This is a genomic window from Rhizobium binxianense, from assembly GCF_028994275.1.
GTDB classification, from domain to species: domain Bacteria; phylum Pseudomonadota; class Alphaproteobacteria; order Rhizobiales; family Rhizobiaceae; genus Rhizobium; species Rhizobium binxianense.
Genome location: NZ_CP118713.1, coordinates 2,752,697 through 2,774,156, shown reverse-complemented (window position 1 = coordinate 2,774,156; position 21,460 = coordinate 2,752,697). Strand labels below are relative to the sequence as shown.

20 protein-coding genes are annotated in these 21,460 nt (G+C 60.8%); 11 read left to right on the top strand and 9 right to left on the bottom strand.

Annotation, left to right across the window (positions count from 1 at the left end; translation table 11 throughout):
- The first annotated feature begins 12 nt into the window (after positions 1-12).
- The 5 genes from PO860_RS13720 (at position 13) to PO860_RS13700 (ending at position 5,350) form a co-directional block, all read left to right on the top strand.
- Positions 13-1,272: an ABC transporter substrate-binding protein gene (locus PO860_RS13720; RefSeq protein WP_183608138.1), complete on the top strand. Its 1,260-nt coding sequence runs from the start codon at positions 13-15 to the stop codon at positions 1,270-1,272.
- 214 nt (positions 1,273-1,486) lie between these two features.
- A complete protein-coding gene (locus PO860_RS13715) occupies positions 1,487-2,434 on the top strand; it encodes a carbohydrate ABC transporter permease (RefSeq protein ID WP_273881135.1) in 948 nt (315 codons plus the stop codon).
- Positions 2,435-2,443: 9 nt separating this feature from the next.
- A complete protein-coding gene (locus PO860_RS13710; protein WP_028755805.1) occupies positions 2,444-3,283 on the top strand; it encodes a carbohydrate ABC transporter permease in 840 nt (279 codons plus the stop codon).
- Between the two features lie 41 nt (positions 3,284-3,324).
- Positions 3,325-4,338 carry a Gfo/Idh/MocA family protein gene (locus PO860_RS13705; RefSeq protein ID WP_430523306.1) on the top strand — a complete coding sequence of 338 codons (1,014 nt, stop codon included), beginning with the start codon at positions 3,325-3,327 and terminating at the stop codon, positions 4,336-4,338.
- A gap of 10 nt (positions 4,339-4,348) precedes the next feature.
- Positions 4,349-5,350: an ABC transporter ATP-binding protein gene (locus PO860_RS13700; protein ID WP_273884263.1), complete on the top strand. Its 1,002-nt coding sequence runs from the start codon at positions 4,349-4,351 to the stop codon at positions 5,348-5,350.
- A gap of 69 nt (positions 5,351-5,419) precedes the next feature.
- Here PO860_RS13700 and PO860_RS13695 read toward each other — a convergent pair whose 3' ends face one another.
- From PO860_RS13695 to PO860_RS13670, 6 genes are all read right to left on the bottom strand, one after another.
- Positions 5,420-5,725, bottom strand: coding sequence for an NIPSNAP family protein (locus PO860_RS13695; protein ID WP_183608142.1), 306 nt, complete (start codon positions 5,723-5,725; stop codon positions 5,420-5,422).
- 195 nt (positions 5,726-5,920) lie between these two features.
- Positions 5,921-6,982, bottom strand: a complete 1,062-nt coding sequence (locus tag PO860_RS13690) for an ABC transporter ATP-binding protein (RefSeq protein ID WP_273884262.1) — start codon at positions 6,980-6,982, stop codon at positions 5,921-5,923.
- A gap of 12 nt (positions 6,983-6,994) precedes the next feature.
- The gene (locus PO860_RS13685) at positions 6,995-7,783 is read right to left on the bottom strand and encodes an ABC transporter permease (RefSeq protein ID WP_273884261.1); all 789 of its coding nucleotides are present in this window, start codon (positions 7,781-7,783) and stop codon (positions 6,995-6,997) included.
- Positions 7,780-8,673: an ABC transporter permease gene (locus tag PO860_RS13680; RefSeq protein ID WP_183608145.1), complete on the bottom strand. Its 894-nt coding sequence runs from the start codon at positions 8,671-8,673 to the stop codon at positions 7,780-7,782. Before PO860_RS13680 ends, PO860_RS13685 begins: the two co-directional genes overlap by 4 nt.
- A gap of 72 nt (positions 8,674-8,745) precedes the next feature.
- Entirely contained in the window at positions 8,746-9,849 is a 1,104-nt protein-coding gene (locus tag PO860_RS13675) for an ABC transporter substrate-binding protein (RefSeq protein WP_183608146.1), read from the bottom strand.
- A 188-nt stretch (positions 9,850-10,037) separates the two neighbouring features.
- The gene (locus tag PO860_RS13670) at positions 10,038-10,910 is read right to left on the bottom strand and encodes a MurR/RpiR family transcriptional regulator (protein WP_183608147.1); all 873 of its coding nucleotides are present in this window, start codon (positions 10,908-10,910) and stop codon (positions 10,038-10,040) included.
- A gap of 176 nt (positions 10,911-11,086) precedes the next feature.
- Between PO860_RS13670 and PO860_RS13665 the strand changes: the two genes are divergently transcribed.
- From PO860_RS13665 to PO860_RS13640, 6 genes are all read left to right on the top strand, one after another.
- Positions 11,087-11,857, top strand: a complete 771-nt coding sequence (locus PO860_RS13665) for an N-formylglutamate amidohydrolase (protein ID WP_273884260.1) — start codon at positions 11,087-11,089, stop codon at positions 11,855-11,857.
- 120 nt (positions 11,858-11,977) lie between these two features.
- The gene (locus tag PO860_RS13660; protein ID WP_273884259.1) at positions 11,978-13,540 is read left to right on the top strand and encodes an amino acid permease; all 1,563 of its coding nucleotides are present in this window, start codon (positions 11,978-11,980) and stop codon (positions 13,538-13,540) included.
- Between the two features lie 146 nt (positions 13,541-13,686).
- Positions 13,687-15,054: a glutamine synthetase family protein gene (locus tag PO860_RS13655; protein ID WP_183608150.1), complete on the top strand. Its 1,368-nt coding sequence runs from the start codon at positions 13,687-13,689 to the stop codon at positions 15,052-15,054.
- Positions 15,055-15,318: 264 nt separating this feature from the next.
- Entirely contained in the window at positions 15,319-16,704 is a 1,386-nt protein-coding gene (locus PO860_RS13650) for an aldehyde dehydrogenase family protein (RefSeq protein WP_273884258.1), read from the top strand.
- A complete protein-coding gene (locus tag PO860_RS13645; protein WP_183608152.1) occupies positions 16,701-17,855 on the top strand; it encodes an iron-containing alcohol dehydrogenase in 1,155 nt (384 codons plus the stop codon). The genes PO860_RS13650 and PO860_RS13645 overlap by 4 nt, the downstream gene beginning before the upstream one ends.
- Before the next feature lie 229 nt (positions 17,856-18,084).
- On the top strand, positions 18,085-18,783 hold the full coding sequence (locus PO860_RS13640; RefSeq protein WP_097620860.1) for a ParA family protein: 699 nt from the start codon (positions 18,085-18,087) through the stop codon (positions 18,781-18,783).
- Between the two features lie 54 nt (positions 18,784-18,837).
- On the opposite strand, the gene PO860_RS13635 is transcribed toward PO860_RS13640, so the two are convergent.
- The 3 genes from PO860_RS13635 to PO860_RS13625 are packed head-to-tail and all read right to left on the bottom strand — an operon-like array spanning position 18,838 to position 21,422.
- A complete protein-coding gene (locus PO860_RS13635) occupies positions 18,838-19,593 on the bottom strand; it encodes an ABC transporter ATP-binding protein (RefSeq protein ID WP_273884257.1) in 756 nt (251 codons plus the stop codon).
- Positions 19,593-20,432 (bottom strand): ABC transporter permease, encoded by an 840-nt coding sequence (locus PO860_RS13630; RefSeq protein ID WP_273884256.1) that lies wholly within the window; start codon positions 20,430-20,432, stop codon positions 19,593-19,595. The genes PO860_RS13635 and PO860_RS13630 overlap by 1 nt, the downstream gene beginning before the upstream one ends.
- A 21-nt stretch (positions 20,433-20,453) precedes the next feature.
- A complete protein-coding gene (locus tag PO860_RS13625) occupies positions 20,454-21,422 on the bottom strand; it encodes an aliphatic sulfonate ABC transporter substrate-binding protein (RefSeq protein WP_183608156.1) in 969 nt (322 codons plus the stop codon).
- Positions 21,423-21,460: the final 38 nt, after the last annotated feature.

Below are 21,460 nucleotides of genomic sequence, written 5' to 3'. Positions count from 1 at the left end.
CAGGAGAGGGAAATGAAAAACACTGCTCTGAAAAGCTTCCTGCTTGCCTCAAGCCTACTGACGTCGGCAGGTCTCGTCCATGCCGCCGACGTCACGCTGACGGTCGAAAGCTGGCGTAACGACGACCTGCAAATCTGGCAGGAGAAGATCATCCCGGCTTTCGAAGCCAAGAACCCGGGTATCAAGATCGTCTTCTCGCCGACCGCGCCGACCGAATATAATGCTTCGCTGAACGCCAAGCTCGATGCCGGCTCCGCAGGCGATATCATCACCTGCCGTCCGTTCGACGCATCGCTCGAACTCTTCAACAAGAAGCAGCTCGTCGACATCACCAGCCTGCCCGGCATGGAGAACTTCTCTCCGGTCGCCAAGGCCGCCTGGTCGACCGACGACGGCAAGTCGACCTTCTGCGTGCCGATGGCTTCGGTCATCCATGGCTTCATCTACAACAAGGATGCCTTCGACAAGCTCGGTATTTCCATTCCGAAGACGGAAGACGAGTTCTTCGCAGCCCTCGACAAGATCAAGGCCGACGGCACCTATATTCCGCTCGCCATGGGCACGAAGGACCTCTGGGAAGCCGCCACCATGGGCTACCAGAACATCGGCCCGAACTACTGGAAGGGTGAGGAAGGCCGCGAAGCCCTGATATCAGGCAAGCAGAAGCTGACCGATGCCGACTGGGTCAAGCCCTATGAAGAGCTTGCCAAGTGGAAGCCCTATCTCGGCGACGGTTTCGAAGCCCAGACCTATTCGGACAGCCAGAACCTCTTCACGCTCGGCCGCGCCGCCATCTATCCGGCCGGTTCCTGGGAAATTGCGCTCTTCAACACGCAGGCGCAGTTCAAGATGGGCGCCTTCCCGCCGCCGGTTCCGAAGGCCGGTGACACCGGCTATATCTCCGACCATCCGGATATCGGCGTCGCTCTGAATGCCAAGAGCAAGCATGCCGAAGAAGCCAAGAAGTTCTTGAGCTGGGTCGCTTCGCCCGAGTTCGCCGACATCTACGCGAACTCCCTGCCGGGCTTCTTCAGCCTGAACTCCACCCCGGTCAAGATGTCCGATCCGCTGGCTCAGGAATTCGTTTCCTGGCGGGGCCCGTACAAGTCGACCGTGCGCTCGACCTACCAGATCCTGTCGCGCGGCACGCCGAACCTCGAAAACGAGACCTGGGTCGAATCGGCCAACGTGATCAACGGCACGGATACGCCGGCGGTTGCTGCCGAGAAGCTCCAGAAGGGCCTCGACAGCTGGTACAAGCCGGCCAAGTGATGTGATCAGGGGCGGCGTTTGCAGCCCCTCATCCGGCCTGCCGGCCACCCTCTCCCCGCTTGCGGGGAGAGGGAGACTCGCAGCGACCTCCCAGCCCGACATGACATCCCAGCAGGGCGCGTTCCTTCTCGTATAGGGAGAGAAGGTGAGGGTGAGGCGCAACGTATCCATCTGCGCTGCGCCTTGCGGCCAGGCGACTAGAACGGGCAAAGCCATGAGCCAAACCGACAACGCGGCCGATATCGTTCCGATCAAGCGCCCGGTGCGCTGGCACATTTTCGTCTTCATGCTGCCGGCCCTGATCGTCTATTCCGCGGTCATGGTGCTGCCACTCATCGAAACGCTCCGGCTTTCGCTCTACAATACGGTCGACGGGCAGCCGGCCTTCGTCGGACTGGCGAATTTCAAAGTGCTGTTCGGCGATCCGCGCTGGGCGCGCGATTTCTGGAATGCGCTCGTCAACAACCTGATCTTTTTTGCTATCCACATGTGCGTGCAGAACCCGATCGGCGTGGCGCTTGCCGCCCTGCTTTCGGTGCCGAAGCTGCGCGGTGTGGCCTTCTATCGCACGGCGATGTTTCTGCCGACGCTGCTCTCTTTCGTCATCGTCGGTTTCATCTGGAAACTCATCCTTTCGCCGATCTGGGGTGTCGCGCCCTGGATGCTCGATCTCATCGGCCTGAAATTCCTGTTCGCGCCCTGGCTTGGCCAGTCCGGCCCGGCGCTGATTGCAGTGTCGCTGATCTCCAACTGGCAATATATCGGCATTCCGATGATGCTGATCTATGCAGCGCTTCTCAGCATCCCCGAAGAGGTGATCGAGGCAGCCGAATGCGACGGCATCACCGGCTGGGCACAGTTCTGGAAGATCAAGCTGCCGCTCATCCTGCCGGCGATCGGCATCATCTCGATCCTGACCTTCGTCGGCAATTTCAACGCCTTCGACCTGATCTATACCGTGCAGGGGGCGCTTGCCGGGCCCGACATGTCAACCGACATTCTCGGCACGCTGCTCTACCGCACCTTCTTCGGTTTCCAGCTTCAGCTCGGCGACCGCTCGATGGGCGCGACGATCGCCACCGTGATGTTCCTCATCATCCTCGCCGGCGTCTCGCTTTATCTCTTCGTCATCCAGCGACGCATGCGTCGCTACCAGTTCTGAGGAGCGCGCATGTCCAAGGCACGCACATCTCCCATCCGCACCGGCCTCGTGCATCTGGCGCTGAGCGCCTATACGCTGGTCGCGCTGTTTCCGGTGTTTCTGACCATCGTCAACTCCTTCAAGGATCGCGCCTCGATCTTCCGCGAGCCGCTGATGATCCCGACGCCGTCGACCTTCAGCCTCGTCGGCTACCAGACGGTGCTGGGGCAGGGCGATTTCGCCACCTATTTCCAGAACAGCTTCATCGTCACGATCGTCTCGATCCTGCTGGTGCTGCTCTTCGGCGCCATGGCGGCCTTCGCGCTCTCGGAATATCGCTTCCGCGGCAATACGCTGCTCGGGCTCTATATGGCGATCGGCATCATGATCCCGATCCGTCTCGGCACGGTGGCGATCCTGCAGGGCATGGTCGCGGCCGGCCTCGTCAATACGCTGACGGCGCTGATCCTCGTCTATACCGCGCAGGGCATACCGCTGGCGATCTTCATCCTGTCGGAATTCATGCGCACGGTTTCGGACGATCTCAAGAATGCCGGGCGCATCGACGGGCTTTCCGAATATGCGATCTTCTTCCGCCTGGTTCTGCCGCTGGTGCGCCCCGCCATGGCGACGGTCGCCGTCTTCACCATGATCCCGATCTGGAACGATCTCTGGTTCCCGCTGATCCTGGCGCCTTCCGAGGCCACGAAGACGGTCACGCTCGGCTCGCAGATCTTCATCGGCCAGTTCGTCACCAACTGGAATGCGGTCCTGGCGGCGCTGTCGCTGGCGATCCTGCCGATCCTCGTCCTTTACGTCATCTTCTCGCGGCAACTGATCCGCGGCATCACGTCAGGAGCCGTCAAGTGACCGTAAAACCGATCCGTGTCCTCGTTGCCGGCCTCGGCAATATGGGCCGCAGCCATGCGCTCGCCTATCACAACAATCCAGGCTTCGAGATCGTCGGTCTCGTCAACCGCTCGACGCCGCAGCTCGAGCCCGCGCTGCAGGCCTATACGATCCATCCCGACTTCATGACGGCGCTCGCCGAGCTGAAGCCGGACCTCTGCTCGATCAACACCTATTCCGACAGCCATGCCGACTATGCCGTCGCCGCCTTCGAGGCCGGCTGCGACGTCTTCGTGGAGAAGCCGCTGGCGACCACGGTCGCCGATGCCGAGCGTGTCGTGGCGGCGGCTGAGAAGGCGGGGCGCAAGCTGGTGATCGGCTATATCCTTCGCCATCACCCTTCCTGGATGAAGCTGATCGAAGAGGCGCGCAAGCTCGGCCCGCCTTACGTCTTCCGCATGAACCTCAACCAGCAGTCCAGTGGCCCGACCTGGGCGACTCACAAGTCGCTGATGCGCACAACTTCGCCGATCGTCGATTGCGGCGTGCATTATGTCGACGTCATGTGTCAGATTACCGACGCCAGGGCCGTCGAGGTGCGCGGCATGGGGCTGCGCATGTCGGAGGAGATTGCCGACGATATGTACAACTACGGTCACCTGCAGGTGCTTTTCGAGGACGGCTCGGTCGGCTGGTACGAGGCCGGCTGGGGGCCGATGATTTCGGAGACCGCCTTCTTCGTGAAGGATGTGATGTCGCCGAAGGGCGCGGTGTCGATCGTCATGGATCCGAACGCCAAATCGGACGACATCGACACCCACACCAAGACGTCGATGATCCGTCTGCACACGGCCGAGACCGGCCCTGACGGCAAGTTCATCCGGCCCGACCAGGACATGAGGATGACGGGCGAGCCCGATCATCAGGCGCTCTGCGACCTGGAACAGGCCTTCATGCTGAGGGCGATCCGCGAGGATCTGAACCTCGATCGCCATATGGCGGATGCAGTGGCATCGCTGCGCATCTGCCTTGCCGCCGACGAGAGCGTGCGTACCGGCCAGCCGGTCAGATTGTAAGGGAAAACCAGTGGGATCGCTTCAACTCAAATCCATCCGCAAGACCTATGGCACGCATGAAGTGCTGAAAGGCATCGACCTCGAAGTCAAGGACGGCGAATTCGTCATCTTCGTCGGGCCGTCGGGCTGTGGGAAGTCGACGCTGCTGCGCAGTATTGCGGGCCTTGAGGACGTCACCTCGGGCGCGGTGGTCATCAACGGCCGCGATGAGACGCTGACGCCACCGGCCAAGCGCGGCATCGCCATGGTGTTCCAGTCTTACGCGCTCTATCCGCATCTAACGGTCAAGGACAATATGGGGCTTGGCCTCAAGCAGGCCGGCACCGCCAAGGACGAGATCGAGAAGCGCGTCGGTAAGGCATCCGGCATGCTGTCGCTGGAACCTTATCTGGCGCGGCGGCCGGCCGAGCTCTCCGGCGGCCAGCGCCAGCGCGTCGCGATCGGCCGCGCCATCGTGCGCGAACCGGAGCTTTTCCTGTTCGATGAACCGCTGTCGAACCTCGATGCGGCGCTGCGCGTCCAGACCCGCCTCGAGATCGCCCGGCTGCACCGCAGCCTGAAGGCGACGATGATCTACGTCACCCACGACCAGGTCGAGGCGATGACGCTTGCCGACAAGATCGTGGTGCTGAATGCCGGCGCGATCGAGCAGATCGGTTCGCCGATGGAGCTTTACAATCGTCCGGCCAATGTCTTCGTTGCCGGCTTCATCGGCTCGCCGCAGATGAATTTCATCGCGGCGGAGAAGGTTGGCGATCACAGCGCCAAGACGATCGGCGTGCGTCCCGAACACCTGACGTTGTCGCGCGAACAGGGGACTTGGGCTGCGAAGGTCGTGCATGTCGAGCATCTCGGCGCCGACACGATCATCTATTTGGAATCCGATCAGTGCGGCCTGCTGACGGCGCGTCTTTTCGGAGAGCACCAGTATGAACCGGACGAGATCGTCTATGCGACCCCGGACCAGACGCACGTGCATCGCTTCGATGTAGACGACCAGGCGATCCGCTAAGCGCATGACAGAACGAAAAAGCCCCGCCAGCCGGGCGGGGCTTTTCATTTCCCGTCGTGCACGGTTCGATCAGCCGAGCAAGGGCCGCATGAAACTGCGTTCATAGCTGACGATACTGCGGTTGTGTTTGTCGAGTTCAAACGCGGCCTGACATTCCGGATCGCTTGCCATGCGTGTGCGATAGTCCTCGTAGGCGGCAAGGCTTGGGAAGGAAAACAAGGCCACGGCAATGTTGTTGGCGCCTTCGGATGGCAGGAAATAACCGTGATGGGTGCCGCCCATCCTGTTGACGATCGGAATCCAGAGCCGGGCATATTCCTCGAACTCGGCAAGCTTGTGTGGATCGATCACATAACGCAGGTGGCAGGTAATCATTGACATATCCCATCGCGTAAAATGCCGGACGGAGGGCTACCCGGCTCGTTTGGTTCGCTCAACTTCTGGCACCGAGCTGGGAGAGTTCAAGTGCTTTGCGGTGATGGCTGCATCACGTTTGCTGACAGGTCGGACGACCTGAAATGAAAAAGGCGCCGTTTCGCGGCGCCTTTTGCCTCAGCAGTATTGGCGAAATCAGTCGCGGATGATCAGCAGGTCGGCTGCCATGAAGCGCAGCGTTACCGTTTCGCCGGCCTGCGGCGGGGTGGTGCCCGGGCTGTTGAACATGTCGAAGGAGATGACGTTGCCGCCGACATTCATGCGGGTGCGGATGACCGAACCCAGGAAGTGCGCCGAGACGACCTGACCGGTCAGCGCCGTGTCGCTTCTGGCGCTGTCGGAGAGCGAACCTGCTTCCGGGCGCAGCGCCAGCGAAATGGTCTCGCCGGCCTTGTGGGCTGCGACCGACTGCTTCAGCGTGACAGCCTGGTCGCCGATCTGGATGCGGTTCGTGTTGGGGTCGACGACCGTGGCCTCGATGAGGTTCAGCGTGCCGACGAAGGAAGCGACGAAGCGCGTCGCCGGCGTGTTGTAGATTTCGAAGGGCGAACCGATCTGGTCGGCCTTGCCGGCATTCATGACGACGATGCGGTCGGAGATCGAGAGCGCCTCTTCCTGATCGTGGGTGACGAAGACCGTTGTGATGCCGAGCTGCTGCTGGATCTGGCGGATTTCCTCGCGCAGCGACACGCGGATCTTGGCGTCGAGTGCGGAGAGCGGCTCGTCGAGCAATAATACCTGCGGCTTGACGGCAAGCGCGCGGGCAAGGGCGACACGCTGCTGTTGGCCGCCCGACATCTGGTAGGGGAAGCGGTCGGCCAGGTGATCGAGCTTGATCAGGCCGAGCATTTCCTTGACGCGGGCGTCGATTTCAGGCTTCGGGGCGCCGGCGACCTTGAGGCCGAAGGCGACATTGTCGTGGACCGTCATATTGGGGAACAGCGCGTAGGCCTGGAAAACCATGCCGATATTGCGCTGGTTCGGTTTCAGCGAGCTCTGGTCCTTGCCGTTGATGGTCAGCGTGCCGCCGGTCGGTGTTTCGAAGCCGGCGATCATGCGCAGAACGGTCGTCTTGCCGCAGCCAGACGGTCCGAGGAAGGACACGAACTCGCCCTTCTCGATGTTCATGTTGAAGTTCTTGACGACCTGAACCGGGCCGAAGGATTTCTGAATGTTGGTCAGCGTGAGAAAAGACATGAGCCAGATACCTTAAGCCTTTGCCGGGGCGGCTTTGCCGAAGCGGGAAACGAGATTGAGCAGGCCCATGCTGAGCCAGGTGATCGAGAAGGCGATGACGGCAAGCGCCGAAGGCTCATAGGCCTTGTTGGCGCCGACCAGCTGCAGGTAGGGACCGAAGGCCGGACGGTTGAGCAGTGCGGCGAAGGTGAATTCGCCCATGACGATCGCGAGCGTGATGAAGGCGCCCGACAGCACTCCGCTCATGACGTTCGGGAAAATGCACTTGAACAGGATGGTCGTCCAGCGGGCGCCGAGGCTTTCGGCCGCCTCCGTCAGCGTGCGGACGTCGATGGCGCGCATGGCGGTATCGACGGCGCGATACATGTAGGGCAGCGACAGCGTGATATAGGAGAAGACCAGTAGGATGTTGGTGCCGGTCGTCGAACCCGTCAGCGGCAGATAGGACGAGGAGTTGTACATCCTGAGGTAACCGAAGACGATGACGATCGCCGGAATGACGAGCGGCAGCAGCGTAATGAACTCGACGACGGGGCGCATCTGCGGCAGGCGCAGCCGCACCCAATAGGCCGTCGGCACGACGAGCAGCATGCCGAAGACGATGGTCAGCAACGCCATTAGCATGGAATAGCCGAAGGTCTCGCGGAACTGAACGTCTGAGAAGACCGATTCATAGGCATCGAAGCTGTATTCTCCGCGGCGCATGCGCAGCGAAAACTCGATTGTGCCGATCAACGGAATGACGAAATAGGATGCGCCCAGAACGACGGCGATCCAGGCTCCGAGACGTTGCGCTTTCATTTCTGCCACCGTTCGGCGCGCATGCGCAGCATGAGGTAAAGGATGTTGGAGACGCCCGTGATGACGATCATGCCGAGCGCGATGGCGTAGCCAAGGTTGGCATTGTGCAGGACGTCGCCGCGGATCTGCGCATAGAGCAGGATCGGCACGATATTCAGCGAGCTGCCGGTCAACGCAAAGGCGGTGGCTATGGCGCCGAAGGCATTGGCGAAGAGCAGCAGCGTCGTGCCGAGCAGGCTCGGCCAGAGGATCGGCATTGCGACCATCGTCCAGTATTGGCGGTTGGTGGCGCCTAATATCTGCGAGGCTTCGCGCCATTCCTTCTTCATGCCATCAAGCGCCGGCGTCAGGATCAGCACCATCAGCGGGATCTGGAAATACATGTAGGTGATGGTGAGGCCGAAGAAGGACAGCAGGTTGAAACCGGTGCCGTAGAGATTGAAGCCGAACCATTCGCGGAGGAGGAATGTCACGAGGCCGGTGCGGCCGAGCGTTGCCAGAAAGGCGAAGGCAAGTGGCACGCCGGCGAAATTCGAGGCGACGCCGGAGAAGGTCAGCAGCGTCGAGCGCACGGAGGCGGGCAGGCCGCCGAGCACGACGGCCCAGGCGAGAAAGAAGCCGATCAGCGCGCCGCCAAGGGCGGAGGCGACCGAGACGCGGATACTGATCCAGTAAGCGCTTATGATCGATGGGGTAAAGAGATCGCCGATGTTCTTCAGCGTAAGGTCGCCCTCGGGCGTCAGGAATGCGCCCGCCACAAGATAAAGCGTGGGGATGATCAGGAACAGCAGGGAGAAAATGATGAAGGGTGCAATGCCCAGCCAGTCGATCACACGGTCTCGGTTGATCAAGGGGGCGCTGCTCACCATAGGCGTTGACACGGTGCTCATGGAAAAGCTCATCCTGGGGCGTCGGAGTGAGAAAGCCTCCCCGCCTTTTGGGCGGGGAGGCTGGATCGGAGATTACTTGACGGCGGCGCCGACGACGGAATCCCAGTTCTTGGTGATGGCTTCCTTGCCGGCAGCCTGTTCTTCGAGCGTCGGGAAGACAGCCTTTTCATAGGCTGCTGCCGGCGGCAGCTTGTCGAGCAGGTCCTTCGGGATCTTGTTCTTCTTGGCAAGATCGTTGAAGCGGATCGGGTGGCAATAGCCCTTCAGCCAGCCGAGCTGACCTTCGTCGGAATAGAGGTATTCCATCCAGAGCTTGGCAGCGTTCGGGTGCGGAGCGAAGGCGGAGATAGCCTGGACGTAGACGCCGGCAACGACGCCGGTCTTCGGAACGATGACCTCAAACGGAGGGTTGCCCTTCAGGCTTTGACCCCAGGAGAGAGCATTGTAGTCCCAGGCGACGATGATCGGCGTGGAGCCCTGTGCGAACGGAGCGGCCTTGCCGACGACCGGTACGAAGTTGCCGTTCTTGTTCAGTTCAGCGAAGAACTTCAGACCTTCTTCGCCTGCCTTGGCTGCGTTACCGCCGGAAGCGGAAAGACCAGCAGCGTAAACGCCCTGGACAGCCTGGTTGGCAGTGCGCGGGTCGCCCGCGAGGGCGACGGTGTTTGCGTAGTCGCTCTTCTTCAGATCGGCCCAGTCGGCCGGCGACTGCTTGACGAGATCCTTGTTCACGAGGAACGAGAGAACGCCGTAGTAGTCACCGTACCAGAAGCCATCGGCATCCTTTGCGGTGTCCGGGATCGAATCCCAGGTGGAGACCTTGTAAGGCTGGATCAGGCCGTCTTTCTTTGCAGAGGGGCCGAAGGAGAGGCCGACGTCGATGACGTCAGGAGCCTGCGGACCGGTGTTACCCTTGTTGGCCTTGATGGCTTCGACTTCGTCGCCCGAACCCGCATCGGGGTTCAGTTCGTTGACTTCGAGGCCATACTTGGCCTTGAAGCCGGCAATGACGTCGCCATAGCCGCACCAGTCGTGCGGAAGAGCGATCGTCGTGAGGGTGCCTTCCTTCTTGGCGGCAGCGATAAGTTCAGCGCTCGGCTCAGCAGCGGCAATCGCGGTCGAAGCCACGATCATCGCAGTAGAAAGTGAAAGCAGTCGAGAAATGTTAGAGATCACTGTTGTTCTCCTTCGGGTTTCAGTGTCTTGCGATGCTGTTAATGAGCTTGCATGAAGCTTGTGTGACACTTGGATGACGTTAATTTTGCCATGAATGGCAAGCGTTTGCGACGGATGGTTTATTTGCGACAGCGCCATCGGTTTTCGCGAAAAGCCGTCATTGTTTTTCCTTTGTTTTAGCCGCCCTCCTAACCCGGTTTGCGGAAAAGCTTGGTCTGCTCGAACAGGCCTTCCAGCGTCTTCATGCGCTCCTTCGTCTCGTCCCAGGTCGAATTCTGAACAGCCTCGATCAGCGCTTCGACGATGAAGAGGGTGACGACGGAAGAATCCCAGGCGGACGGCGCCTCGATGCGGACGCGGAAGGCATGCTTGGCGAGCTTGGCGGCAGGCGAGCCCCACTGGTCGGTGAACACCACGATTTCTGCGCCGCGCTTGCGGGCGGCGGTGGCAAGGCTCACCATCTCCTGTTCGTAGCGGCGGATATCGAAGATGATCAGGACGTCGCCGGCATTCATGTTGAGGACATATTGCGGCCAACTGCTGGAATTCGACGACAGCAGCGTCGTTGCCGGCCGGATCACCTGCATATGGGTGAAGAAGTACTCGGCGAGCGCGCCGGTGATGCGGCCGCCGGCGAAATAGAGGCCGCGCTTGCGGTCCGACAGCAGCGCGGCGACGTTGTCGAAGGTCGCGGTGTCGAGATCGGTTAACGTCTGGCGCAGGTTGCCCATGATGGCATCGGCGAAACGGTTGAGGATATGCGTGCCCGGCGCGTTCTGCGCCCAGCGATCGTGCTTGGCGATCGGGTTGGAGATCGTCGCCTCGACCTCCTGATGCAGATGCGCCTGAAAATCGGGATAGCCCTTGAAGCCGAGCTTCTGCACCATGCGCACGACGGTCGGCGTCGAGACGCCGGCATTTTCGGCGATGGTGGTGATGCTGCCGAGGCCGGAAACCGGATAATTGTCGAGAAGGCTTTCCGCCAATTGCTTCTCGGCGCGTGTCAGCACCCCAAGATGCGAGTGGATGACGTCCGAAACCGTCTTCGACGCAGTTGTCACTGACTTTGCTCCCCGGGATGGTCTAGCGCCACTTTCCCACCCAAAGTTAACAACGCTGTCATAATCCATGTCAACTGCTGTCATGAAAAGAAACTTTCAGCGGATGCTTGACAGCGGCCGAAAGCTGAAGAATTCTTTTCTTATAAATATTTTATTAAGGGATAGGAGTGGCGCCTTTGGTGCTGGCCCAGCCGAAAATCCTCAGCGAAGCCGACGGCGAATGCGTCGGGATCGAGCGTATTGGCGGCCGCAGCCCGGTGCTGCTCGTCTGCGAGCACGCTTCGAACACGCTTCCTGCCCGGTTCGGTGATCTCGGCCTGTCCAGCGAAGCGCTATCGAGCCATATCGCCTGGGATCCGGGGGCCTTAGCGGTTGCGCGCGGCATCTCCAAAGCGCTCGACGCCACACTTGTCTATCAGCGTTTCTCCCGGCTGATCTACGACTGCAACCGTCCTCCGAGTTCGCCAGGCGCCATGCCGGAGACGAGCGAGATCTACGCCATTCCGGGCAACAAAGATCTGACCGACAAAGAGCGCCTTGCACGCACGGACGCACTCTACGTGCCTTTCCACGATGCCATTCGCGGGCTGATCGGCGATCGCCGGGCGAGGGGGCAGGACAGTGTCATCGTGACGATGCACAGCTTCACGCCGGTCTATCACGGCCACCAGCGCGGCGTCGAACTCGGCATATTGCACGACGAGGATAGCCGGTTTGCCGACCGCATGCTCGACGCTGCGGCCGAGGCGCCGCTTTACCGGACGGAACGCAACGAGCCTTACGGGCCCAAGGATGGCGTGACCCACACGCTGATCCTACACGGGCTTTCGAACGGCTTGCGCAATGTGATGATCGAGGTCCGCAACGACCTCATCGCAGACGATATCGGCCAAGGGGTCATGGCCGATTATCTAGAAGGGCTGCTCCAGCAAAGCCTGGACGCCTGAATAAAAAGAAGACCCGAGGGAGCAGTCTAACTGCGAACGTCCGCATGGCGCAAATGTCGCGGGCAATTTGGCACTGAACCGGCACGCAATCCCGCGGCCGATCGTGAACAGGGGGAAGTCATGTCGGACTATACCGAACTTGATAAGAAGCAGGATGTGCACATCCTGCATTCCATGGGCTATGCCCAGGAACTCGAACGACGCATGAGCTCGTTCTCGAACTTCGCCGTCTCATTCTCCATCATCTGCATTCTTTCCGGTGGCATCAATTCGCTGGCGCAGGCGACCTCGGGCGCCGGCGGAGCCGCCATCGGTATCGGCTGGCCCGTGGGATGCTTCATCTCACTCGTCTTCGCCGTCGCCATGGCGCAGATCAGTTCGGCCTATCCGACGGCCGGCGGCCTCTATCACTGGGGTTCGATCCTCGGCAATCGCTTCACCGGCTGGCTGACCGCCTGGTTCAACCTGCTCGGTCTCGTCACCGTGCTCGGCGCCATCAATGTCGGTACCTATTATTTCTTCATGGGATCGTTCGGCACCAGCTATTTCGGGCTGACGGACACGACGTTGGTGCGCATCATCTTCCTCGTCATCATCACCGGCGCGCAGGCGCTCGTGAACCATATGGGTATCGGGCTGACCGCGAAGCTGACCGACTTTTCAGGCTATTTGATCTTCGCGACCTCGATCGCGCTGGCGGCCGTCTGCCTGATTGCAGCGCCCTCTTACGAGATCAGCCGTCTCTTCACCTTTGCCAACTATTCCGGCGAAGCCGGCGGCAATGTCTGGCCATCCACTTCGGGCGCCTGGGTCTTCCTCGTCGGCCTGCTGCTGCCGATCTACACCATCACCGGCTACGATGCCTCGGCGCATACGTCGGAAGAAACCGTGAAGGCCGCGGAGTCGGTGCCGCGCGGCATGGTCGCGTCCGTCCTGTGGTCGGCGCTTTTCGGCTACATCATGCTGTGCGCCTTCGTCCTCATGCTGCCGAACATGGACGACGCGGCAAAACAGGGATGGAACGTGTTCTTTTGGGCGATGGACAGCCAGGTCAACCCGATCGTCAAGGACATTCTCTACCTCGCCATCCTGGTCAGCCAGTGGCTGTGCGGCCTTGCCACCGTCACCTCGGTCTCGCGCATGATCTTCGCCTTCTCGCGGGACGGCGGCTTGCCGGCATCGAAGGCGCTGTCGAAGGTCAGCCCGCAGTATCGCACGCCGGTGGCTGCGATCTGGACCGGCTCCATCCTGTCGGTGCTTTTCGTTTGGTTCACCTCACTCGATTTCATGAAAGTCGGTGACACGCCGGTTTACACGATCGTTGTCTCGTGCACGGTCATCTTCCTGTTCTTCTCCTTCGCGATCCCGATCACGCTCGGCCTCTTCGCCTGGGGCACGTCGAAATGGGACAAGATGGGCCCGTGGAACCTCGGCGAAGGCGTCTTCAAGCTCTTTGCCGTGCTGACTGTGATCGCGATGATCCTGATCTTCATTCTCGGCATCCAGCCGCCGAACGGTGCTGCGCTTTACGTTACCGTTGGCTTCCTCTTGCTGACAGCGATCGTCTGGTTCGGTTTCGAAAGCCGGCGCTTCAAGGGTCCGCCGATCGGCGCCGATGTGGCAAAGCGCCAGGCCGAGATCGCGGCGGCCGAAGCGGCGGTCGGCGAGAGCGGCGAAAAGTAAGCATCGAGGCTTCCCTCTCAAATGGCGGGGCCGCATCCTGCGGCCCCATCACCGGTTCAACGAAAAGGCATCAGGCCATCATCCGGCCGAGCGCATGCGATTTCGTTGCCCCGATCTCTCAATTCCAAATTTCAGGCGGATCAATCATGAGCAGCAGCTACACAATCGACGATCTCAGGAAGGATGTTGCCGAAGGGCGCATCGATACGGTTCTAGCCTGCCAGGTGGATATGCAGGGCCGGCTGATGGGCAAGCGTTTCCAGGCGGAATATTTTGTCGAGAGCGCCTGGAAGGAAACGCATAGCTGCAACTATCTGCAAGCGACCGACATGGAGATGGAGACCGTCTCCGGCTACAAGGCGACGAGTTGGGAAAAGGGTTACGGCGACTACACGATGAAGCCGGATCTGGCGACGCTGCGTCGTATTCCCTGGCTCGAAGGCACCGCGCTCGTCCTCTGCGACGTGCTCGACCATCACACGCATGAGGAGGTCGCCCATTCGCCGCGCGCGATCTTGAAGAAGCAGGTAAAGCGCCTGGAAGACTTGGGCATGAAGGCCTACATGGCTTCCGAGCTCGAATTCTTCCTGTTCGACCAGAGCTACGAGGCGGCGCAGGCTTCCGGCTACCGCAACCTCAAGCTCGCCAGCGCCTATAACGAGGACTACCACATCTTCCAGACCACCAAGGAAGAAGAGGTTATGCGGGCGATCCGCACCGGGTTGCAGGGCGCCGGCATTCCGGTCGAGAACTCCAAGGGCGAGGCTTCGGCCGGCCAGGAGGAAATCAACGTGCGTTATGCCGATGCGCTCGCCATGGCCGACCGGCATGCGATCATCAAGAACGGCTGCAAGGAAATCGCCTGGTCGAAGGGCAAGGCCATCACCTTCCTTGCCAAGTGGAACTACAATGCCGCCGGCAGTTCCTCGCATATCCACCAGTCGCTCTGGAGCCTAGAGGAAAAGCCGCTGTTCTTCGACCATGCCGGCAAATACGGCATGTCGCCGCTGATGCACAATTACGTCGCCGGGCTTCTTTCCCATGCGAGCGAGATCACCTATTTCCTGGCGCCCTACATCAATTCCTACAAGCGCTTCATGGCCGGCACCTTTGCGCCGACAAAGGCGATCTGGAGCAAGGATAACCGCACCGCCGGCTATCGTCTCTGCGGCGAGGAGACCAAGGGAATCCGCATCGAATGCCGTGTCGGCGGCTCCGATCTCAATCCCTATCTCGCCTTCGCCGCGCTGCTCGCAGCCGGCATCGACGGGATCGAGAACAAGCTGGAACTCGAAGCTCCCTTCGTCGGCGATGCGTATGGCGGCAAGGATATTCGCGAAATCCCGCGCACGCTGCGCGCGGCGACGACCGCAATGACGGAATCGGCAATGCTGCGCAAGGCCTTCGGCGACGACGTGATCGACCATTACACCCGCGCTGCCGAATGGGAGCAGGAAGAATATGATCGCCGCATCACCGACTGGGAAGTAGCGCGCGGGTTTGAAAGAGCTTAATAGGCATTTGCGGTTTGCTTGCCCTTCACCCCGACCTCTCCCCGCTTGCGGGGAGAGGAGACTTGCCGGGGTCGAGCCACTGGTCTCGACCCGTCCTACGGACCCCCGCTGACGGGGAGAGGGGATTTGCCGCACGGATCGCTTGAGAGTGCGGAAAAGGTGCGGCAATCCCCTTCGCCCCGCGAGCGGGGAGAAGGTGCCGGCAGGCGGATGAGGGGCGGTCGCCCACCGAATTTTGAATAATATGAGGACAGGAAATCGATCATGGCAATGATCCAATGCATTTCACCGGTTGACGGCTCGGTCTATGCCGAGCGTCCGGCACTTTCGCTCGATGCCGCCAAAGATGTGGTGGCGCGTGCCCGCAAGGCGCAGAAGGCCTGGGCGAAACGGCCGCTCGAAGAGCGCGTGCAGTTGGTGCTGAAGGGTGCTGCGCGGCTGAACGAGATGTCCGACGTCGTCGTGCCTGAGCTTGCCTGGCAGATGGGCCGGCCGGTCAGGTATGGCGGCGAATACAAAGGCTTCAACGAGCGCTCCAACTATGTCGCCTCGATCGCGGCGGACGCGCTGGCGCCTCTCGTCGTCGAGGAGAGCGAGCGTTTCGAACGCCGCATCGAGCGCGAGGCGCATGGCGTCGTCTTCGTCGTAGCACCCTGGAACTATCCCTATATGACGGCGATCAACACGATCGCGCCGGCGCTGATGGCCGGCAATACGGTGGTGTTGAAACATGCGTCGCAGACGCTTGTTGTCGGCGAGCGGCTGGTGCAGGCCTTCATGGAGGCCGGCGTTCCCGAGGATGTGTTCCAGAACGTCTTCCTCGATCACGAGACGACGTCGGCCTTGATTGCCGTCGGCAGCTTCAATTTCGTCAACTTCACCGGATCGGTCGAAGGCGGGCGGTCGATGGAGCGGGCGGCTGCCGGCACCTTCACCGGCCTCGGCCTCGAACTTGGCGGCAAGGATCCGGGTTATGTCATGGAAGACGCCGATCTTGAGGCGGCCGTCGATACGCTGATGGACGGCGCGACCTACAATTCCGGCCAATGCTGCTGCGGCATCGAGCGCATCTATGTGCATGAATCGCTCTACGACGCCTTCGTCGAAAAATCGGTCGCATGGGTGTCGAACTACAAGCTCGGCAATCCGCTCGATCCCGAGACGTCGCTCGGGCCAATGGCGCACAAGCGCTTCGCCAAAGTGGTGCGCGAGCAGATCGCCGACGCGGTTTCCAAGGGCGCCAAGGCGCTTGTCGATCCCAAGCTTTTCCCTCAGGATGACGGCGGCGCCTATCTCGCACCGCAGGTTCTCGTCAATGTCGACCATTCCATGGCCTTCATGCGCGAAGAGACTTTCGGCCCGGCGGTCGGCATCATGAAGGTGAAGAGCGACGAAGACGCACTCGCTTTGATGAACGACAGCCAGTACGGGCTCACCGCCTCGCTCTGGACCAAAGATGTCGAGCGGGCGGCGCGGCTCGGCCGCGAAATCGAAACCGGCACCGTTTTCATGAACCGCGCTGATTATCTCGATCCGGCGCTCTGCTGGACCGGCGTCAAGGAGACCGGCCGCGGCGGCTCGCTCTCGATCATCGGCTTCCAGAATCTGACGCGTCCGAAATCCTTCCATCTGAAGAAAGTCACAGCATGAGCAGCAGCAACATCACCGCAAACTGGAGCTATCCGACATCGGTCAAGCTCGGCCGGGGCCGCATCAAGGAACTGGCCGACGCCTGCAAGAGCCTGGGCATCAAAAAGCCGCTGCTCGTCACCGACCGCGGCCTTGCCTCGATGGCGATCACCAAGACCGCACTCGATATCCTCGAAGATGCCGGTCTCGGCCGGGCGATCTTCGCCGACGTCGATCCGAACCCGAACGAGAAGAACCTCGATGCCGGCGTCAAGGCTTTCAAGGACGGCGGCCATGACGGCGTCGTCGCCTTCGGCGGCGGCTCCGGCCTCGATCTCGGCAAGTGCGTCGCCTTCATGGCCGGCCAGACCCGGCCGGTCTGGGATTTCGAAGATATCGGCGACTGGTGGACACGCGCGAGCCTTGAGGGCATCGCCCCGATCGTCGCCGTGCCGACGACGGCAGGCACCGGTTCGGAAGTCGGGCGCGCCAGCGTCATCACCAATTCCGAAACCCATGTGAAGAAGATCATCTTCCATCCGAAGTTCCTGCCCGGCGTCGTCATCTCCGACCCGGAACTAACGGTCGGCATGCCGAAGATCATCACGGCCGGCACGGGCATGGATGCCTTCGCTCATTGCCTGGAAGCCTATTCCTCACCCTTCTACCATCCGATGTCGGCCGGCATTGCGCTCGAAGGCATGCGCCTCGTCAAGGAATTCCTGCCGCGCGCCTATAGGGAAGGCACCGATCTCGAAGCCCGCGCCAATATGATGGCCGCTGCCGCCATGGGTGCGGTCGCTTTCCAGAAGGGGCTCGGCGCCATCCATGCGCTGTCGCACCCGATCGGCGCCGTCTACAACACCCATCACGGCATGACCAATGCGGTGGTGATGCCGGCGGTGCTGCGCTTCAACCGCAAGGCAATCGAGGAGAAGATCGGCCGCGCTGCCGCCTATCTCGGCATCTCAGGCGGTTTCGACGGATTCTACGACTACGTGCTGAAGCTCCGTTCCGAGCTCGGGGTGCCGGAAACGCTGTCGGCAATGGGAATCGCGGACGATCGCATCGATGAATTATCGGCCATGGCGATCGAGGATCCGAGTGCGGGCGGCAATCCGGTCGCACTGACGCTCGAAAATACCAAGGCGCTTTTCAGGGATTGCTTCTGACGGCATAAGACCGGACTTGCAAATTGGCCTGGAAGATCTCGGTTTTCCAGGCTTTTTTGTACCGTCCGTATCCCAAATTTTAGGGATGTGAAAAATACCGGCTGCAATTTCGCCGCGCGTGTTTCGAATTTGTTAACCATGATTAGAAAGGATGGATTAACCGCACGATGCTCCGAGGGTGCGTAAAAGAGCAATTCCGGCTCGCACCATCTCCTTCCGAGGACCGAACATGCCTGTTATCACATTCGCAAATACCAAGGGCGGCGCCGGCAAGACGACCGCTGTCCTCCTGCTCGCAACCGAGCTTGCCCGCAAGGGTTATCGTGTCACCATTCTCGATGCCGATCCGCAGCACTGGATTTCACGCTGGCACGAGATATCGGGTCACGTGCCTAATGTTTCGGTGATCGATTTCGTGACCACCGCCTCGCTGCCGCAGCATATCAGCGAGAACAAGCACAATACCGACTATTTCATCGTCGACCTGCCGGGCGCCCGCAATCCGCTGCTCGCCACCGCCGTCGGTCTTTCCGACCATGTGCTGATCCCGATCCAGGGCTGTGCGATGGATGCGCGCGGCGGCGCGCAGGTGCTCGAACTGCTGCAGTATCTCGACGAGAAGGCAGGGATCAAGATCGGCCATTCGGTGGTGCTGACCCGCGTCAACTCAATGGTGACGACGCGGGCGCTGCAAGTCGTCAAGTCGCTGCTCAGCGAGCGGCATGTGCCGGTGCTTGATACCGCCATTATCGAACGCTCCGCTTTCCGTGACATCTTCGACTGTGGCGGCACGCTGCACACGATCGACCCGACGCGCGTCAGCAATCTCGACAAGGCGCGTGAAAACGCCACCTGTTTTGCCGAGGAAATGATGCGCAAGCTGCCGGTCAGGCTGACCGCATCGGCGCGGATGGCGACGGCGGCCTGACATATCCCGTATCCTCAGACGAATGCGCCCGTTCGCCCGCGACGCATTTCGTTTTTAGGCGCTTGCCGTGCGGCGGCCATCATTGAGGGAATGAGCCAGAAGGCCGGAAAGACGCCTTTTGACTCCGGCCAATTCGTCCGACATACGATTGCGTTGCCGCGGCAGGCCTATATCGACCACTTCCAGAATGCGTCCCGGCCAGGGGCGCATCACGACGACGCGATCTGCCAGAAACGCGGCCTCTTCGATGTCGTGCGTGACCAGCAGCATCGTCGTGGTATTCACACGCCATAGATCGATCAGATGATCCTGGAGTTCGACACGCGTCATCGCATCGAGGGACGAGAAGGGCTCGTCCAATAAAAGCACGGCCGGCTTCGTCACGAGAGCGCGCGCCAAGGCCACGCGTTGCGCCTGACCGCCGGATAGTTCCTTGATCCAGCGCTTCTCGTAGCCGGCAAGGCCGATCTTCTCCAGGGCCGCCGATACCTGCTCTTCGCGTTCGCCGCTTGCCAGATGACGCAGGCCGAAACCGATATTGTCGGCGACCGTCAACCAGGGAAAGAGCCGAGGCTCCTGGAAGACGAGGTTCACGAGGGCGTCCGGCTCCGTCAGCCGCCGTCCCTCCAGGCTGATTTCGCCCTGGGTGGGCGCTTCCAAGCCCGACAACAGCCTCAGAAGAGTGCTCTTGCCGCAGCCCGATCCTCCAATGACTGCGATCAGCTCGCCCTTTCCGATGCTCAGGGAAAAATCCTGCAGCGCATGCGTTCCGTTGGGATAGATCTTGGATAGAGAACGGATATCGAGCATCAGATCCCGCTCGCATGGTTGTCGCGCCAGCGCAGAAACGGCGCGGTCGCAATTAGAAGCAGGCTGTCGGTCGCCTTGCCGACAATGGCAAAGATCAAGATAGCGGCGAGGATCTGATCCGGTTTTCCGAGCTGCTGCCCGTCCACCAGGAGATATCCCAGGCCCTCCGACGCGCCCATAAATTCCGCCGCGACGACAAACATCCAACCGAGACCCAAGCCGGCGCGCAGGGCAAGGATATAGTCGGGCAGAACTGCCGGCAGCAGGATCAGACGAATGAGCTCGAACCCGGAAAGCCGGAAGACGCGGCCGACCTCGACGATGCGCCTGTCGACGCCGACGACGGCGCCATAGACCCCGAGATAGACGGGAAAGAAGACGCCGACGCCGATCAAGGCGACTTTGGAGGCTTCGAAAATGCCGAACCACAGGATGAATAGCGGCACCCAGGCAATAGACGGAATGGCTCTGAGGGCCTGCAGGGTCGGATCGAGCAGGCGTGCGAGCAATTTGGAAGAGCCGGTCAGCGCCCCGAGCGCGGTTCCCGCCAGGGAGCCGAAGGCAAAACCGATCGCCACTCTGCGCAGTGTCGCACCGACATGGGTAGCCAGATCGCCGGATGCGGCCAGCGCATAGACCGTATAGAGAATCTTCGAGGGCGGAGGCATCAAGCGGCCGCCGACAAGCCCCGTGCGCACGAGGATCTCCCAGGCGGCAAACAATGCGATTGGAAACACGATCCCGACGATCGGGTGATCGAAAGGCGAGACCCGGCGCTGCCGGGTCTCCCTTTCTGTTTCGGTATTGCGCCATGACAGCGCGATGTCGACCAACGACATGGGAATGTGTTTCCTATCGCTTCATTGGCCGAGGGCGGCGGAGGCGAAGCTTGGATCGATCAGCGCGGAGACAACTGTTTTGACATCGACATCCGCCTTGATGACATCCGCCTTTTGCAGAGCAAGGCCTGCGGCTTCGATCGTCTGGCGCTGGGCGTCGCCGATCACGGAATAGCCGAGGTTCGTGCGCTCCAGCTGGCGCTCAATCACGGTATCGGGCAGTTTGGTGGCGGCAACGAGGGCGGCTTTGAGCTTGGCCGGATCTTTCAGAGCCTCAGTGCGGGCCTTCTCGTAGGAGGCAAGCACGCGTTTGACGATGTCAGGATGCGCGGCGGCAAACTCCTCGCGCACGTTGAGAACGCCCCAGCTGTTGTTCTCCGGCTTGCGATAAAACAGAACATCGCCATCTTCGATCTCGGCGGAGGCCATGATCGGATCGAGGCCCGCCCAAGCATCGACGTCACCGCGCTTCAGCGCAAGGCGGCCGTCCGCATGCTGGAGCAGAACAAGCGAAACATCTTTTTCGGTGAGGCCGGCATCGGCAAGCGCGCGTACCAGGAAAATGTGGGGATCGGTGCCGCGCGTCACGGCGATGGACTTGCCCTTGAGGTCCTCGACCTTGGCAATGCCGGTATCCTTGCGGGTTACGAGCGCGGTCCATTCCGGACGCGAATACACGTAGATGGATTTGATTGGATTGCCGTTGACGCGGCCGATCAATGCCGCCGCACCCGCGGTCGAGCCGAAGTCGAGGGAGCCGGCATTCAGGAATTCCAGGGCTTTGTTGGAGCCTGCGGACTGGACCCAGGTTATCTTGATCCCGTCCTTTTCGAATTCCTTTTCCAGGATGCCTTCATCCTTCAGAATGAGGCTGACCGGGTTATAGGTTGCCCAGTCCACGCGAATTTCCGAGACATCGGCAGCCTGTGCCGTGCCCATTGCAACCAAACCCGCGAACACGCTCAAAGCCAAGCGAACAAACGATTTCATACGACCTCCTAAATGTCAGGAGATGAAATCTACAGATT

Bases quoted from the DNA above. Each gene is read 5' to 3' on its own strand.
- PO860_RS13720 (WP_183608138.1), top strand. From the start codon at position 13: ATGAAAAACACTGCTCTGAAAAGCTTCCTGCTTGCCTCAAGCCTACTG.
- PO860_RS13715 (WP_273881135.1), top strand. From the start codon at position 1,487: ATGAGCCAAACCGACAACGCGGCCGATATCGTTCCGATCAAGCGCCCG.
- PO860_RS13710 (WP_028755805.1), top strand. From the start codon at position 2,444: ATGTCCAAGGCACGCACATCTCCCATCCGCACCGGCCTCGTGCATCTG.
- PO860_RS13705 (WP_430523306.1), top strand. From the start codon at position 3,325: ATGGGCCGCAGCCATGCGCTCGCCTATCACAACAATCCAGGCTTCGAG.
- PO860_RS13695 (WP_183608142.1), bottom strand. From the start codon at position 5,725: ATGATTACCTGCCACCTGCGTTATGTGATCGATCCACACAAGCTTGCC.
- PO860_RS13690 (WP_273884262.1), bottom strand. From the start codon at position 6,982: ATGTCTTTTCTCACGCTGACCAACATTCAGAAATCCTTCGGCCCGGTT.
- PO860_RS13685 (WP_273884261.1), bottom strand. From the start codon at position 7,783: ATGAAAGCGCAACGTCTCGGAGCCTGGATCGCCGTCGTTCTGGGCGCA.
- PO860_RS13680 (WP_183608145.1), bottom strand. From the start codon at position 8,673: ATGAGCACCGTGTCAACGCCTATGGTGAGCAGCGCCCCCTTGATCAAC.
- PO860_RS13660 (WP_273884259.1), top strand. From the start codon at position 11,978: ATGTCGGACTATACCGAACTTGATAAGAAGCAGGATGTGCACATCCTG.
- PO860_RS13655 (WP_183608150.1), top strand. From the start codon at position 13,687: ATGAGCAGCAGCTACACAATCGACGATCTCAGGAAGGATGTTGCCGAA.
- PO860_RS13650 (WP_273884258.1), top strand. From the start codon at position 15,319: ATGGCAATGATCCAATGCATTTCACCGGTTGACGGCTCGGTCTATGCC.
- PO860_RS13645 (WP_183608152.1), top strand. From the start codon at position 16,701: ATGAGCAGCAGCAACATCACCGCAAACTGGAGCTATCCGACATCGGTC.
- PO860_RS13640 (WP_097620860.1), top strand. From the start codon at position 18,085: ATGCCTGTTATCACATTCGCAAATACCAAGGGCGGCGCCGGCAAGACG.
- PO860_RS13635 (WP_273884257.1), bottom strand. From the start codon at position 19,593: ATGCTCGATATCCGTTCTCTATCCAAGATCTATCCCAACGGAACGCAT.
- PO860_RS13630 (WP_273884256.1), bottom strand. From the start codon at position 20,432: ATGTCGTTGGTCGACATCGCGCTGTCATGGCGCAATACCGAAACAGAA.
- PO860_RS13625 (WP_183608156.1), bottom strand. From the start codon at position 21,422: ATGAAATCGTTTGTTCGCTTGGCTTTGAGCGTGTTCGCGGGTTTGGTT.